We start from the raw sequence: 16,803 nt of genomic DNA on the forward strand, positions 1-16,803 counted from the left end.
GTTGAAATGTTATAAAAATATTGTTTAGATTACTATTACTTAATTTATAGCATCTCCTCTTAAGGCTCTATATTTTTTTCGTGCTTGAACAAAATATATACTATCGGCATGTTCAAAAATTATTCTCTCGTAAAGCGCTTTTGCTTTTTCTGGTTGAGCTAGTTTATTTGCATAAATCTCTGCCAGAGCATAAATAGCATCGTCAATTAATATGCCTTCTCTATATCCTGAAATTATTTGCTCGTAGTTGGCTTTTGCTTTTTCAAATTGCGATTTTTCTTCGAATAATTGAGCTTGCTTTAAAAGCGTTTGTGGAATTATAGTTTCGGTTTTGTGTTCTTGTAAAATAGTATTTAAAAGTGAAATTGATTGTTCCTTTTTATTTTGAAAAGCTAATAAATCTGCTTTTGCATAATGCTTTAAAGCTGTTTGTAAAGAATCTTCGCCTTTGTTGTCGCTAATTAGTAATTTTAAATCTAAAGCATCGTTTGCGGTTAATTGAGATGTTGATGCCTTTAAAATTTTTAGCTGAGATTCTGCCCATTTAAAATCTCCTTTATAATAACTTGTTTTTGCAACTTTAAATCGAGCTTCTTGAGAAAGTGGGCTATTTTTTAAAGCACGTTGTATTTGGGTATAATAAATTAAAGCTTCGTTAAATTTTTCTTCTAATACAAGAATATCGGCTAACTCCATTTTTATTCGCGATAAATAATAATTACTAACACCAAGTTTTAAACTATCTTTTAAAAAATTAATGGCATCGTTTGGTTTGTTAAGATAAAAAGCCAAAAAGTGTCCATAAGCAATTTGTAAATCTATAGTTCTACCAGATATACCAAATGTTTCTAATAGGTTTAAATAGTTTTGATTTATAATTTTATAATCTTTTTTTGTTGCCTGTTCAGTTTTAATTTTAAGTAAATTGTAATGTGCTTCTATTTTAATATCAATATCTTGTGTATTATCTACAATAAATTGAAATATATTTTTAGCAGCCTCTGGTTGATTTTGAGTATATGCAATCTTTGCTAAATCTTTAATTCGATCTAAAGATTCCATTTGCCTTTTATAAATTGCTTTTTCTTGGGTAAAGGCTTTATTATAATCTTTTTGCTGTATAAAAAGCCAACTTAACATGTCGTTCCACATTAAGTTAGGCGCGTTTTGTATTTTTTTTAAAAGAATTTTTCTTAAAATAATATTATTTTCATTGTCTTTGTTTTCACTTATAAAGGTGCTAAACTCTCTTTTAATGGTATTAATGTAAGTGTCATTAATTTCTGAAAAATTAATATAGCTATTAAACATTTTCTCAATATTACCTTGCTCGCCATAAATACGTGCCAATTGCATATTAAAATTTAATTCTGGCTTTAAAGCCATAGCTTTTTCATACGTTTCAATTGCTTGTTCTAAAAGAGAAAGGTCTTGAAAAGTACGGCCGATTATGCCGGCGTAATTAGGCTTTAAGTCTACTTCGTCAATAGCTTTTTTAAAGTTGTAATTAGCATTTATAGTATCGTTTTGTAATTTGTAATTATAACCTAATTCTACAAATGCTGGAGGATAGTTTACAAGACTTAAATAGTTTGTTAATAATTTTTCTGCATCCTTATATTGCTCTAACTGTTGGTGAGTTTTTACTAAAGCAATTAAATAGCGTCTATTTTTTGTGTTTTTGGAGTATAGCTTTTTGTAAGAAATTAAAGCTTTTTCAAATTCACCGTTTTTAAAATATTCCTGAGCTACAATATCGTCTTGAGAAAACGCATTGAAGCTAATTAAAAAGCATAAAATATAAATTAAGCGCATAAAAACTATTTGTGTAAATATAGCAAATGTTATGCCTAAAGTTAATGGATACTTGGTAAAAAACAGTATAAAAAAATGCCTGAAATTAATCAGGCATTAACCAATCTTAATAAATGTGCTATTAACCATTATAATTTAAAATGATTCAAATACTGGACTGGGGATCTTTATATTTTTAAATTATTAATTGTTTAATACTAAAAGTGTGCTGGTTTTATGTTTAGTAATTTTACTAAATTCCGATGAAAACACTTTTACAGTTAAAATAATTAATGCTACAAGTAAAAACAAGCGCTTAATATTTTTCATTTTTTGTTGTTGTTGATTTGGGAGTAATAAAAATGAGGCAATTATATCTAAAAAAGAAATAATTGCCTCATTATTCGTTAAACAACGTGTTTTTTTAACACTTTAACGATTTAAATCGTTAGTCGATAATAGAAAAACCAGTATAAGGTATTAAAACATCTGGAATAATAATTCCTTTTTCTGTTTGGTAATTTTCTAAAATACCCGCTAAAACCCTTGGTAAAGCTAAAGCACTTCCGTTTAAAGTATGTGCTAATTCATTTTTACCATCACTGTTTTTAAACCTTAGTTTTAAACGGTTAGCTTGATATGTTTCAAAATTAGAGACACTAGAAATTTCTAACCAACGGTCTTGAGCTGTAGAGAAAACTTCAAAATCGTAAGTCATTGCAGCAGGAAATCCTGTATCACCACCGCATAATCTTAAAATTCTAAATGGTAATTTTAATTCGCGTAAAATATCTTTTACATGTTCTATCATCCCTTCGAAAGCTTTATACGAATTGTCTGGATGCTCAACTCTAATAATTTCTACTTTGTCAAATTGGTGTAATCTATTTAAACCACGCACATGCGCACCATAACTACCAGCTTCACGTCTAAAACAAGGTGTATAACCAGTTATACCAATAGGTAACTCGTTTTCGTTTAATAATACATCTCTAAATACATTTGTACCTGGTACTTCTGCGGTAGGTATTAAATACAAATCGTCTCTAGAGTCATGGTACATTTGTCCTTCTTTATCAGGTAATTGACCTGTGCCATAACAAGACGCTTCGTTAACTAAGTGCGGTAATTGATATTCTGTATAACCAGCAGCGGTATTTTTATCTAAAAAATAAGCTATTAAAGCACGTTGTAATCTTGCGCCTTTACCTTTGTAAACAGGAAATCCAGCACCAGATATTTTATTACCTAATTCAAAATCTATAATATCGTATTTTTTAGCTAATTCCCAATGTGGTTGGGCATTGTCGTGTAATTTAGGTATGTTACCTTCGTTAAAAATCTCTTCGTTATCCTCTTCAGATTTTCCAGCCGAAACAGATGCATGAGGTACGTTTGGTAGTTTGTATAATAATGTTTTTAAGTTTTCTTCAACAGAATTTAACTGCTCCGTAACTGCTTTAGAATCTTCTTTTAAAGCAGTAGTTTTTTCTTTTAAAACGTTTGCTTCAGCAGCTTTACCAGTTTTGTACAAGTTACCAATTTCTTTTGAAATGGAATTAGATTCAGCTAAAGTATTGTCTAATTTAGTTTGTAAAGCACGTCGTTCTTCATCTAAATTAATTACCTCCTCTACAAGTTCTTTGGCATCAAAATTTCTCTTGGCTAAACCTGTAATTACAGCTTCTTTGTTGTCTCTAATAAATGGTACTTGTAACATATTTTTTGTTTTTGGCGTTACCTAAAGGTCGGGCTTTCAAGGCTCGCTCTCTGCGAGGAGCTCAAACATACCTTTTAATCCCTAACGCGAAATTGGAACTCAATTTTAATGTGGTAAAAGTAGTAAGATTTTATGTGCTAAAAAATAGTTTATAATGCTATTTTGATGGTAAAATCCAATTGTTATGTGTAAAGTAGTTCCATTTAGCATTTGCAATATCTACTTTAGGGTCAATAAGTCTCTTGTAAGGTCTTCCATTTACACTAACTTTGGCATCTACAAAAACCTGAATATCTTCACCTTTCTCTTTGTACACTTTTTTTAAATGTCTAGAAAATTGCCATATAATATCTGGTTTAGAACTTGCTAAACGTGTTTGCTTTTTAGTAAGAAATTCGCTCATATTAACAATAGAGCTTTTCTTGGTTTTAATGTTTACTATCTTGTAGTTTGTTTGTCCGGACTTAGATCTAAGCATCATTCGCCAAGATAGTCTATGGCCTTCCTCGGTCCATAAAACATTGTCTTGAATAAAATGATGGCGAATTGGTAATATAATTTGTATTATAAAATAAATGCTTCCTAAAGTAAGTAATACTGGTTTATAATTTGGGATAATAACCTCAGCTTTGTTATAGTATTCTTTCCTTTTTAAAAATATATTTTTAATAGTTTCAGGATTAAAAAAGAATAGTGAAAAAGCTAACGATAAATATGGGAAAACACCAACTTGAAAAACAATAGAGTTAAATAAATGAAAGAAAATAGAAGCGAAAAAAGCATATTTTCTAGTAGCCTTAATTAGTAATAAAGGAATTATTAATCCATCAAATAAAATTCCTCCATATCCTACAAGATATGGCATAGCACTGTTTTGCAAAAATTCTCCAATAATAGGGTAGTTAATTTTACCTTTCATAAGTAATGTAGGCATTGTTAAATCTAACCAATCAGGGTATAATTTTGCTTTAGAGGCGTAAGTGTAAAGTATTAATAATTGAATAACAAAAATCCATTTACACCAAGCAGGCATAGAAATACTTTTAAGTTTTGGATGCCTTTTAACATCTAAAGAAGCATATTTGTGAGAAGGTAAAATTACCATAATGCCACTAAGCAGGACTAATAAGTAATAGTGATTATTATAAGACGTTTTTTGCATAAAATAAACGCCACACCACATAATAAAGAACATAAAAGCACTAATGCGATATCTATAGCCTAGCATAATTAATATACCAAAACCTCCCATTACAGCATAGTAAACATACATCCAGTTTCCTGGTAATGGTTGTAACCACTCAAAGCCTATAAATGTAAATGTAAATTCTGGCTCTATAAGCGTTCTTTTTATCCATCCTGTGAAGATTGCTCCAACAGATTCTAAAAAGCATAGTAGCCCAAAAATAATTCTGAAAACTACTAAGGCGCTATTGTCAATATGTTTAAATAAAAATTTGTTAATCATTCGTGTTTATATAACGTAATGCGTTGTTTTTATCTCTAACTAATTGTTCTGTTAACGCATTAATAGATTCAAATTTTTGCTCATCGCGAAGTCTTTGTAATAATTCTATTTTAATTTCTTGGTTGTAAATATTGTTTTTAAAATTAAAAAAATGAACTTCTATGGTTTGTGTCTTACCATTAACGGTTGGATTTGTTCCTATATTCATCATACCGTATATAATTTCATTATTAATATTAGTTTTAACAATATAAACGCCTTGTTTTGGTATAAGTTTGTAGTCCTCACTAACTGCAATATTAGCAGTTGGAAAATTTATTGTTCTACCTAATCCTTTACCTTTTTCTACTGTTCCAGAAATTATAAAAGGATAACCTAAAAAATTGTTTGCTGTAGTTATATCTCCTTCTGTAAGTGCTTTTCTAATTTTTGTAGAGCTAACTGAAACATCGTCGATATCCTGAGCTGTTATTTCTTCAACTTCAAAACCATATTGGTTACCAAAGTTTTTTAAATCGTTTATGTTGGCTGTTCGGTTTCTCCCAAATTGGTGGTCGTAACCTATAATTATGTATTTAGCATTTAACTGTTTTACTAATACTGTTTCTACAAATTCTTCTGCGGTTAGTCTTGAAAACTCTTGTGTAAATTTTTTTATAATTAAATTATCTAACCCAAATTGCTTTAAAATGTTTTTCTTTTCTTCTAAAGTATTTAACAGTTTAATATTGGCATCTTTTTGTAAAACCATTCTTGGATGTGGAAAAAAGCTAAGTATAGTTGGAGTAAGATCTTTTGTCTTACCAACTTCTATAAGTCGTTGAATAATTTTTTGATGTCCAATATGTACACCATCAAACGTACCAATTGTTATTACAGTATCCTTGTTATTTATTCTATCTACTTCCAACGCTTAACATTTTAAATGCAAAAATAGAAAAAGCGGATTGAAATGACTTCAATCCGCTTTTAAATATTTATTTATATAAAATTAGTTTTTAATAAACTTATATGTTTTAGAAGCAGTAGCTGTATTTAACTTTAAAAAGTAAACACCGTTAGCAATTGTACTAACGTTTATTGTTTCTAAATTTGTATTTACAGTCATAACCTTTTGACCAGTAATGCTATAAATTTCAGCGTTTTCTAAAGCGATTTCTACTCCTTTAATATTTAAAATACTATTTGTTGGATTAGGGAAAATAGAGATTGAAGATAAACCAAACTCATCTACACTTAATGAAGCTACAACATTAATATCGTAATCTTCAACTTCTGCATCATGGTTATTTTCACAAGGACCTGAAGCGATATTGAATTTTGTTACAACTCTTAATGTAGTATTACCAATTACAGCATCAGAAGGTACAGTGAAAGATAAAGGAGAATTAGCACTTAATCCATCTGCTACATTTGTAGCAGCTCCTAAATCTAATAATTCGTTACTTTCAAAAGTACAGTTTTGGTTCCAATCTATCCAAGCAGTAGTTACACATGTGTAATTTCCATCCGTATTCATACTAGTGCTTATAGAGTAAAGTCCATTTTGCTCTAAGTCTGGAGCAGCTACTGTTCCAGAATAATTTGTATAACCAGAAGGTTTTCCTGTATTCAAGTTACTTAAAATATCTATTGTCCCATCATTAATAATAACATCTGTAGTACTTGTTGCATAAGATGTATTTGCAACAGAAGTACAAGCTCCAGCAGTTGTAGTTATAGTAAAACATGTAGAGTCTGTATCATTACAAGCACGACCGTCACCAGTAGCAGATGCTGCTATATTAAGATCATGATCACCTGCAGTAGATGTAAGTGTTGGTAATGTAACAGCTTCAGATTCTCCATAAGCTAATACTCCTGTCCAAGTGTAACTTGCAGGTGTACCGTTATCTATATCATAAGTTATGTTAGCTGTAGTTAATGGTGCAGTTCCCCAATTTGTAATTAATACAGTAGCAATTAAATCTGTACCACATGCAACATTTGCACTTTCGAAAGCAATTTCAACATCTGTAGCTACAGCTGCAGGAGGCGTTGCTCCATTAGATGTTGTTAAGCCACTTCTTGTACTTGCTAAAACAGCTTGAACTACTGCTTTTTGACCAGCAGTAAATGTGTTCATACAAGTATCATCGGTGTAATCCATATAATTTTCAATCATATCTACAGTACCACAAGAAGTGTGTCCTGTTGGGCAACCATAGTTTGGTGCATCTACTTCTGGAGTATCAGCAATACCATCACCAGTACCTCCACAACCACCTTGAAAAGTGTGGTATAAACCTAAATAGTGTCCAACTTCGTGAGTCATAGTACGACCTTTATCATAAGGAGGACTTGTGTTAAAAGTTCCATCATCGTAATCCGAACTTCCAAAATAAGTGTGTCCAGCACTAACACCATCTGTATTTGCTGGTCCTCCAGGAAATTGAGCAAAACCTAATATACCTGCTAAATCTCCTACATACTTAGAAGACCACATGTTCATATATAAATCACGATCCCAAATAGTTTGAGCTTTCCAGCTATTTACAGCTGCTTGATCGGTTCCATCTTGACAAATATTAACACGATTAATACCATTAGTAGGACAACCATCTGGAGTTTGTTGTGCCATTACAAAATTTACCTCGACATCAACACCACCAGCTGTACTTTGGCCAGGTGTGCCCATCATCATTCTAAAATCTTGATTCATTACAGTAACTTGAGAAAGCACTTGAGCATCTGTAATATTTGGTCCAGTTCCTATAGGTTCTCCATTGTGTAATACATGTACAACAAGAGGAATATCTATAACAACCATATTACCATTGTTTCTTGCGTTTTCAATACGTTCTGCAAGCGCTAAACGAAAAGATTCGCTACCCATCATATTTGGGTTTGTTTCTAATAACTTAGCATTATAAGCATCGGTATAACATTTTTCTATTGGCGCCTGTATTTTGTTTTGAGCCAATACTAAAGTGGGAATACAAAACAATGCAAAAAGCAATAGTTTTAAAGTAATTTTTTTCATTTCAACTATGGATTATATTATTTTAATGTAAAATTTCCTCAAAAATAGTAAAAAATACATAATATTAAGAAAATGTTAACAGTTAATTGTCAATGTTTTTTTCGTTTTTATTTTTTAGATAGTATTATTTTAATATTCTGATATTTAATTGTTTGCGTGCTTGTTGTTAATTTGTTTTTAGTTAAATTTGAGAATAGAACAACAAAAAACTTAAAACAATGAAAACAAAATTACTTTACTTCTTCCTTATAGGGTTTCTGTATTCGTTTACAGTTTCATCTCAAAATGTTTGGCAAAAGAAAACTAGCCTTAATAAAACAGAAGGTATTATTAAGCAACATTTGGAAATGGATAAAGTTCATTTTTTTGAACTAGATTTTAATACTTTTAAACAAAATATTTTAAATGCTCCCTTAAGAGGTAGTAACTCATTGTTAAATAACACACAGGTTGCTTTGCCTGCTAAAAATGGTGAAATAAAAATGTTTACTATTTACGAAGCACCTGTTTTTTCTCCAGAACTTTCAGTCCTTTATCCAAATATAAAATCTTATGTAGGTTATGCTAATAATGATAATAGTACACAGTTAAGAATGAGTGTTAGTCACCAAGGTGTACAAACAATGATAACTTATAAAAATCAAGAAGCAAATTTTATGATGCCAGAATCTCATGGCTCTAATGAGTATATTCTATATACCAAAAGTTCTCGTGGAGATTATGTAAGTGATTTTGTGTGTTCTACTGTAGAAGATTTTGATGCAGGGAATAGAATACTTTCCAGTAGTAATTTAAATAGAGATGCAGACGATCAACTTTTACGTACTTATAGACTTGCAGTTTCTGTAAATGGCGAATATACCCAATACCATGGAGGTAGTGTGGCAGATGCTTTAGCAGCTATTAACGCTACAATTACTAGAGTGAATGCAGTTTTTGAGGTTGACATGGCTATTAATTTTCAAATAGTTAGTGCTAATCAACTTATTTTTACAGATCCTGCTACAGATCCTTATTCTAATAATTTAGGAAACTGGAATGCAGAGTTGCAAGCTGAATTAACAGCTAATCTTGGTGAAGCTAACTATGATATTGGACATATGTTTGGAGCTTCTGGAGGAGGAGGAAGTGCTGGATGTATAGGTTGTGTTTGTGAAGACGGAAGTAAAGGAAGTGGAAAAACATCGCCCGCAGATGGTATTCCACAAGGAGATAATTTTGATATCGATTATGTGGCTCATGAAATAGGTCACCAAATGGGTGCAAATCATACTTTTTCTCATAACACAGAAGGAACAGGTGTAAATTCAGAACCAGGAAGTGGAACAACTATCATGGGTTATGCTGGTATTACAGGAGCTAATAATGTGCAACAACATAGTGATGCCTATTTCCATTATCATAGTATAAATCAAATATTAAATAATGTAGATACTTCTCCTAATGATTGTGCTGTAACAACCTCAATAACAAATAATCCTCCAGTTGCAAATGCAGGAATAGATTATGTTATACCAATGGGAACAGCTTTTATTCTTAAAGGAGCTGCAACAGATGCAGATGGTGGTGACACATTATCATATAGTTGGGAACAAATAGATAGTCAACAAACTACAAGTGCTCAATTTGGGCCAACACATACAGGACCGGTATGGAGATCTAGACCTCCAAATGATTCTCCTAACAGATATATGCCTATTTTAAGTAGAGTTTTGAATGGAGAATTAACAGAAACAAATCCTAGTATTACAACAGATAATTCCTCGTGGGAAACAGTTTCTAATATTAGTAGAAGTTTAAATTTTGCACTTACTGTAAGGGATCGAGCAGCAGCAAATGGAGTTGGGCAAATGCCACAAAGCTCTTTTGATACTATGCAAGTAACGGTAGATGGAACAAGTGGTCCTTTTGCTGTAACCTCTCAAAGTACAAATGTAACTTGGGATGCTGGTTCTACGCAAACCATAACTTGGGATGTAGCAGGAACAGATGTAGGCGCAGTTAATACTCCAACTGTAAATATTTTATTATCAATAGATGGAGGTTTAACATTTCCTTTTACTATGGCTAGTAATGTGCCAAATGATGGTACTCATGATGTTACTGTGCCAATTACTGGAGGTGATACTACAATGGCAAGAGTTATTGTAGAAGGGAATAATAATATTTTCTATGCAGTTAATTCTACGGATTTCTCAATTCAAGAATCTGAATTTGTTATATCGGTTTCTAATTCTAACGTTGATGTTTGTCAACCAAGTGATGCTGTTTATAACTTTACTTATAATACCTTTTTAGGATTTAGTGATCCAACAATTATATCAGTAGTAAATTTACCTACAGGAGCAATAGCAGTGGTAAATCCTACTACGGTAACAAGCGATGGTGCTACAGGTACAGTTACAGTTTCTAATACTGGAAGTTTAGCTACAGGTTCTTATGTATTTACTATTCAAGGTCAATCTGGTACAATTATTAAAAGTACAGATGTAACACTTAATGTTTTTAATAGTACTGTAAATAATGTAACTTTAGTGTCTCCTGTAGATGGAGCAGTGGATGTTGCTTCAGATGCTTTATTAACGTGGGATATAGATGTAAATACAGAGGATTATTTAGTAGAAATAGCTACAGACGCTGGATTTGCAACAATTGTAGAAACTGCTTCAGTACAATCTGCATCTTATACAGCAACAAATTTAAACACCAATACACAATATTTTTGGAGGGTAACAGCTTCTAATCAATGTGGTATATCGAGTCCTTCTTCTGTATTTAATTTTACAACAGCTAATATTTCTTGTAATAATGTTTTTACAGCTACAGATACGCCAATAACTATTGCTGCTTCAGGTTCAAATGCTAATTACCTTTCTGTAATTACGATTGCAGAAGATCTTCCTATAACAGATGTTAATGTTAAAATTAATATAGAACACGATTGGAATAATGATTTAGATATCTTTTTAATTAGTCCAAGTGGTACAATAATAGAACTATCTACAGATAATGGTGTTTCAGGTGACGATGATTATATAAATACTGTTTTTGATCAAGAAGCCACTACCTCTATAGTAGCAGGAACATCTCCATTTACAGGTTCATTTATTCCAGAAGGAGATTTGTCTACATTATATGGAGAAACAACAGTTGGAGATTGGACACTTTCTGTAGATGATGATTTTGGCCCAGCAGATGGAGGAACTATTTTAGAGTTTACTTTAGAGTTTTGTGTTCAAGGAAGTCTATCTGTTGATGAGGTTAATCCGTTTTTAACTAATTTTAATATATATCCAAACCCTAATAATGGTTCGTTTAATGTCAAGTTAAATAGTGTTGCTAATAGAAATGTTCTAATTTCGGTGTTTGATATTAGTGGAAGGCAAGTTTTTTCTAATAATTATAAAGCGAGTACAGAATTTAACGAAGTTATTAATTTGGATAATGTTCAATCTGGAATGTATATGTTGCAAGTTAGTGATGGTGTAAACTTGGAAGCTAGAAAAGTAATTATTAATTAAATATTATAAATAAAAAAGGAAGCTAAAAAGCTTCCTTTTTTATTTACCATTAAAAGTATTCATGGTATTATTTATTCCGGCTAAACCAAAAGATTTAATAAGTTCAACACTTTTTTTTAAGCGCTCGTTTAATTTAGTGTTTTCTTCTTCTGTCCATTCGCCTAAAACGTAATCAACTTGTTTGCCTTTGCTAAAGGCATCACTTATTCCAAATCTAAAACGGTTATATTTTGAAGTGTTTAGTTTATCTTGAGTGTCTTTTAAGCCGTTGTGACCTCCATCGCTTCCTTTGGTTTTTACACGAATACTTCCAAAAGGAAGATTTAAATCATCTGTTATAACTAGCAAGTTTTCTAATGGTATTTTTTCTTTTGTTAACCAGTATAAAATAGCTTTTCCGCTCAAATTCATATAGGTATTAGGTTTAAGAAAAATAAAAGTTCTTCCCTTTAGTTTGTAAGTGGAAACGTCTCCAAGTTTTTGTGTTTCAAAAGTTAGAGATTCTTCTTTTGCAAAGTGGTCAAGAATTTTAAAACCAATATTATGGCGTGTGTTTTCATACTTTTCACCAATATTTCCTAAACCAACAATTAAGAATTTTTTCATAGGATTTGTTTTTTCAATTGTATTTGAATTGTTTTTAGCTTTTAATATTTTGTATAACCAATCAAACATATTGAAGTTACTTTTTTTGTAAAAATAAAAAAGCATCCTGAATATTTCAGAATGCTTTTTTTATTTTTTAGAATAAGTAATTTATTCTTTTACTGCAGCTACATCATCAGTTTCAGTTGCTGGTACGTCATCTGCATCTTCATCGTCATCATCTTCTACGACAGCAGCTCTAGAACGTCTTACTAAACATACAACAGTGTTGTCTGGGTGCATGAAAGTATAAGCTTCGTTCTCTAAAGCAGTTATGTAAAGTTTGTTTCCAATTTTAAGGTTTTCAATATCAGCATCTATGAAATCTGGTAAATTTCCTGGTAAAGCCTTAACTCTTAAGCTACGTTTGTTTTTACGTAAAACACCACCACTTCTAACACCTCTTGGGTTACCAATGTAGTTTACTGGAATATCCATAGTAATTTCTTTGTCTTCGAATACTTGATAGAAATCTACGTGTAAAATTCTATCTGTTACTGGATGAAATTGGATATCTTGTAAAATTGCGTTAAAAGTTTCTCCACCTTCTAATTCGATTACAACTGTATGCGCATTAGGTGTGTACACCAATTTAGAGAATGCTAATTCAGCTGCTGAGAAATGAACTGCTTTGTCTCCTCCGTATAATACGCAAGGAACCTGACCAGCATTACGTAAGGCTTTTGTTGACTTTTTGCCCACGCTTTCTCTTTGAGATCCGTTGATTGTAATTGATTTCATTTTTTATTTATATTTAATTATTAATTAACTTGTTTAAAACTAGCTCAATAGTTTTACATTAAAAATTTAGAGCTAATAGATTTATTATAGTGTACATTATGCATAACTCCTGCAAATAAATCTGCACAACTAATCACTCTAATTTTTTTACTTTCTTGCTTTAGAGGAATAGAATCTGTTACAATTAATTCTTCTAATTTTGAATTTTCTAATCTTTCATAAGCACTTCCAGATAAAATAGGATGAGTACAAATGGCTCTTACACTTAAAGCGCCACGTTCCATCATTAAATCTGCGGCTTTTGTTAATGTCCCGGCAGTATCTACCATATCATCTACTAATACTACATTTTTACCAGTTACATCTCCAATAAGTTCCATGTGTGAAATCACATTGGCTTTTGCGCGTTGCTTATAACAAATTACTACGTCGCTCTCAAGCGCTTTAGAATAAGCATAAGCTCTTTTGCTTCCTCCCATGTCTGGAGAGGCAATAGTTAAATTGTCTAGATTTAACTCTTTTAAATATGGTAAAAACACAGTTGAAGCAAATAGGTGATCTACTGGTTTTTCAAAAAATCCTTGTATCTGATCTGCATGCAAATCCATAGTGATAATTCTTGTTGCACCTGCTGTTTCCAACATTTTTGCTACTAATTTTGCAGCAATTGGTACTCTAGGTTTATCTTTACGGTCTTGTCTTGCCCAACCAAAATATGGTAATACTGCAGTAATGTGTCTTGCCGAGGCACGTTTTGCAGCATCTATCATTAATAACATTTCCATTAAATTTTCAGAACTTGGATTTGTAGATCCAATAATAAAAATTCTTGTACCACGAATAGACTCTTCATAAGATGGTTGAAATTCACCATCACTATAAGTAGATGTGATTACATTACCTAATTTAGCACCATAAGCAGTAGCTATTTTTTCAGCTAAAGTTCTACTTTGCGTAATTGAAAAAATTTTTGCGTCTGGCTTAGTATTTGGCATCGTAAAAATGTATTAAAGTGGTGATAAACACCACGTTATTTTTAATGAGGTGCAAATTTATAATTTTTTTTCTTGTCTAGAGCATAATCACTACTATTTTTAAGGTGTTTATTTAAAAAAAGATATATTTTTGTGAAAGTGTAATTGCTCAAGTGGCGGAATTGGTAGACGCGCTGGATTCAAAATCCAGTTCTTTCGGGAGTGTGGGTTCGATTCCCACCTTGAGTACTTTGTGAAACCGTAAATAACTAATAATTAGTGTTTTTACGGTTTTTTTGTTGATTGTTTTGCTAAAAGCTAACAAATATTTCTTATTCGATAATAAATTATTCTTTTTTAAGTAGAGGTAAACTTTTAACTGTTCTAAAACCTAAATGGTCTGAACCAGAATCTTTACTTGTAGACATTCTTGCTGAAATTCTAAAACTTGCACAATAGGACTCATGACATAGGTAAGAGCCTCCTTTAATAATCATCTCTACTTGATATGGATTTTGTGAATTATAATAACTATCTGCTCCCTGAGGATTTATATTAGATTTTAGTGTTTTTAGTTTGTTATAATAATTACTGTTGTATAAATCGTTAGTCCATTCCCATACATTACCTAGCATGTCGTGAATGCCAATACTATTTGCAGGATAAGATTTTACAGGTGCTATAGATTTAAAACCATCTTTATTTTCATTTTTAATAGGAAATTGCCCTTGCCAGGTATTTGCATTTTTATTTACAATAGAGCTGTCGTTTCCCCAAGTGTAAATGGCATTTTTATTATTGCCTTGAGCGGCAGATTCCCATTCGGCTTCAGTAGGTAGTCTTTTGTTTGCCCATTTACAATAGGCTTGAGCATCTTCTAAAGCAATATGAACAACTGGATAGTCATCTTTACCTTCAATTGAGCTATTAGGACCTTCAGGATGTTTCCAATTTGCACCAATTTTCCATGTCCACCATTGGCCATAATTTTCCATGTTTGCAACTGTTTTTACATTTTTATTAAATACCAAACTGCCGGGTTTAAGAATAGAATCATGAGGTTTAGGTGTGTCTTCCGGAAGTTCAACTTTCATTACTTCCCAATCTATTGGTCTTTCTGCAACAGTTATGTATTTTGTTGCGTTTACAAAAGCAGTAAATTGCTTGTTAGTGACTTCGGTTATATCAATAAAAAAACCATCAACAGAAACTTGATGTGCTGGTTTTTCTCTCATCATTGCAAATTTATCTCCTGCTTTTGCGCCTTGTGTAAATGTTTTTCCTTTTACCCAAACCATACCTTTGGGTGTGTTAATATTTTCTGGCTTATCAATAATTAGTGCTTTTTGTTTTATTGCTGTTTCAAAAGGCGATTGTAATATTTTGTCTTGCTTTTTCTCTTCTCTACATGAGGTGAGTACTAATATTATTAGAGTTGGTAAAATGTAGGTAAGGAAATTTATACTTTTCATTAATTATATTTAAGCTTTAAAACAAATATAGGTATTGCCTAAAAAATCTAATACATTTTTTCTGGTATAAGTTTTTGAGTTGTTTTTATTTAAATTTAAGAGTGTTTGTTTTGAGCTATAAAAATCTAAATATTTTGAGCTTTAGATTAATAGAGTGATTTAAATCCTAATTTTTGTTTTCTTATTATAAAGTCAATTAATTTAACTTGATAATTTTCTCTTTTTTATTATATATTTACAACTCCCAAAATAAAATAAAATGCTACAAGAACTTTGGTTTAACGTACAGTATGGTATTAATCACGTATTAGACATTAATGCTTACGATCACGTATTATTTTTAATTGTTTTAACAGTTCCATACTTGTTTAAAGATTGGAAACGTGTTTTTTTACTAGTTACTATGTTTACCATAGGTCATACTTTATCACTTATATTATCAACTTATGGAGCTGTAAAAGTATCTGGAAATTTAGTTGAGTTTTTAATACCAATTACTATTTTAATAGTAGCGCTTTTTAATGTTTTTACTTCTGGAAAAGGAGCGCAAAAAGAAAAAGTAGGAGTGCTTTTTATTTCAACATTATTTTTAGGTTTAGTACATGGTTTAGGTTTTGCTAGAGAATTTAAACTTCTTGTAGGAGGAGAAGATAATAAATTAATAACTCTTTTAGAGTTTGCTTTAGGTATAGAAATAGCACAAGTAATTATTGTATTTATAATTTTATTTTTAGGTTACATAACGCAAACAGTGTTTAGATTCTCTAAACGAGATTGGGTTATGGTAGTTTCTGCAATAGTTGTAGGATTAGTTATCCCTATGTTATTAAACAGCCCTCTTTTACAATAGATACGATAAATTTTTCTTAAATCTTATTAATAGCATTGTAATTAAAATACTAACACACTATATTCGTGTCGGGTAGTATAATTAACACGGTAGATATTTTATATTTTTGCAAATTTAAAATCTATTTTAACCGTTTTAAATAAAATACCTAGCTAAATATATGTCTAAAATTAAACAACACAAATACGATAAAGCTTATTTAAGAATCGCTAAAGAGTGGGGAAAGCTATCGCACTGTAAACGAAAACAAGTAGGTGCATTAATTGTTAAAGGACGTATGATAATTAGTGATGGGTTTAATGGAACACCTACAGGTTTTGAAAATTATTGTGAAGATGACGAAGGTTATACAAAATGGTACGTATTACATGCAGAAGCTAATGCTATATTAAAAGTTGCATCGTCTACACAATCTTGTAAAGGCGCAACTTTATATATTACATTATCACCTTGTAAGGAATGTAGTAAATTAATTCATCAAGCTGGCATAGTTCGTGTAGTTTATAAAGAAGGTTATAAAGACGACTCTGGATTACAATTTTTAGAAAAAGCAGGTATTGAAATTGTTAAAATTGAAGATTTAACTGCTTAATAAA

The 16,803-nt window shown here is 31.1% G+C and carries 12 protein-coding genes and 1 tRNA gene; 4 read left to right on the forward strand and 9 right to left on the reverse strand.

All coding sequences use genetic code 11. The features are described 5' to 3' along the window. Nucleotides 1-39: 39 nt before the first annotated feature. From BWR22_RS02380 to BWR22_RS02400, 5 genes are all read right to left on the reverse strand, one after another. Entirely contained in the window at nucleotides 40-1,815 is a 1,776-nt protein-coding gene (locus BWR22_RS02380) for a tetratricopeptide repeat protein (protein WP_076731839.1), read from the reverse strand. Between the two features lie 427 nt (nucleotides 1,816-2,242). Beyond that, nucleotides 2,243-3,514: a serine--tRNA ligase gene (gene serS / locus BWR22_RS02385; RefSeq protein ID WP_076731840.1), complete on the reverse strand. Its 1,272-nt coding sequence runs from the start codon at nucleotides 3,512-3,514 to the stop codon at nucleotides 2,243-2,245. Nucleotides 3,515-3,671: 157 nt separating this feature from the next. Then, nucleotides 3,672-4,982, reverse strand: coding sequence for an HTTM domain-containing protein (locus tag BWR22_RS02390; RefSeq protein WP_076731841.1), 1,311 nt, complete (start codon nucleotides 4,980-4,982; stop codon nucleotides 3,672-3,674). Beyond that, the gene (locus BWR22_RS02395; RefSeq protein WP_076731842.1) at nucleotides 4,975-5,892 is read right to left on the reverse strand and encodes a bifunctional riboflavin kinase/FAD synthetase; all 918 of its coding nucleotides are present in this window, start codon (nucleotides 5,890-5,892) and stop codon (nucleotides 4,975-4,977) included. Before BWR22_RS02395 ends, BWR22_RS02390 begins: the two co-directional genes overlap by 8 nt. A gap of 81 nt (nucleotides 5,893-5,973) precedes the next feature. Beyond that, nucleotides 5,974-8,004 carry a M43 family zinc metalloprotease gene (locus BWR22_RS02400; RefSeq protein ID WP_076731843.1) on the reverse strand — a complete coding sequence of 677 codons (2,031 nt, stop codon included), beginning with the start codon at nucleotides 8,002-8,004 and terminating at the stop codon, nucleotides 5,974-5,976. A 218-nt stretch (nucleotides 8,005-8,222) separates the two neighbouring features. Here BWR22_RS02400 and BWR22_RS02405 point away from each other — a divergent pair, with 218 nt between their 5' ends. Then, entirely contained in the window at nucleotides 8,223-11,525 is a 3,303-nt protein-coding gene (locus tag BWR22_RS02405) for a zinc-dependent metalloprotease (RefSeq protein WP_076731844.1), read from the forward strand. Nucleotides 11,526-11,564: 39 nt separating this feature from the next. Here the strand turns inward: BWR22_RS02405 and pth are convergent, their stop codons facing one another. From pth to BWR22_RS02420, 3 genes are all read right to left on the reverse strand, one after another. After that, on the reverse strand, nucleotides 11,565-12,200 hold the full coding sequence (gene pth / locus BWR22_RS02410) for an aminoacyl-tRNA hydrolase (RefSeq protein ID WP_076731845.1): 636 nt from the start codon (nucleotides 12,198-12,200) through the stop codon (nucleotides 11,565-11,567). Between the two features lie 81 nt (nucleotides 12,201-12,281). Next, nucleotides 12,282-12,911 carry a 50S ribosomal protein L25/general stress protein Ctc gene (locus tag BWR22_RS02415; RefSeq protein WP_076731846.1) on the reverse strand — a complete coding sequence of 210 codons (630 nt, stop codon included), beginning with the start codon at nucleotides 12,909-12,911 and terminating at the stop codon, nucleotides 12,282-12,284. Nucleotides 12,912-12,964: 53 nt separating this feature from the next. After that, entirely contained in the window at nucleotides 12,965-13,906 is a 942-nt protein-coding gene (locus tag BWR22_RS02420) for a ribose-phosphate pyrophosphokinase (RefSeq protein ID WP_076731847.1), read from the reverse strand. A 146-nt stretch (nucleotides 13,907-14,052) separates the two neighbouring features. Between BWR22_RS02420 and BWR22_RS02425 the strand changes: the two genes are divergently transcribed. Then, nucleotides 14,053-14,134, forward strand: a tRNA-Leu gene (locus BWR22_RS02425). Nucleotides 14,135-14,232: 98 nt separating this feature from the next. Here the strand turns inward: BWR22_RS02425 and BWR22_RS02430 are convergent. Next, complete coding sequence (locus BWR22_RS02430) at nucleotides 14,233-15,357, reverse strand: formylglycine-generating enzyme family protein (RefSeq protein ID WP_076731848.1); 1,125 nt, start codon at nucleotides 15,355-15,357, stop codon at nucleotides 14,233-14,235. Between the two features lie 259 nt (nucleotides 15,358-15,616). On the opposite strand from BWR22_RS02430, the gene BWR22_RS02435 reads away from it, so the two are divergent. Together BWR22_RS02435 and BWR22_RS02440 are read left to right on the forward strand one after the other, a co-directional pair. Beyond that, nucleotides 15,617-16,207 carry a HupE/UreJ family protein gene (locus tag BWR22_RS02435; protein ID WP_076731849.1) on the forward strand — a complete coding sequence of 197 codons (591 nt, stop codon included), beginning with the start codon at nucleotides 15,617-15,619 and terminating at the stop codon, nucleotides 16,205-16,207. Between the two features lie 160 nt (nucleotides 16,208-16,367). Beyond that, the gene (locus tag BWR22_RS02440) at nucleotides 16,368-16,799 is read left to right on the forward strand and encodes a deoxycytidylate deaminase (protein WP_076731850.1); all 432 of its coding nucleotides are present in this window, start codon (nucleotides 16,368-16,370) and stop codon (nucleotides 16,797-16,799) included. Nucleotides 16,800-16,803 lie beyond the last annotated feature (4 nt).

Origin of the sequence: Lacinutrix venerupis (assembly GCF_001971745.1) — a bacterium.
Classification (GTDB): domain Bacteria; phylum Bacteroidota; class Bacteroidia; order Flavobacteriales; family Flavobacteriaceae; genus Lacinutrix; species Lacinutrix venerupis.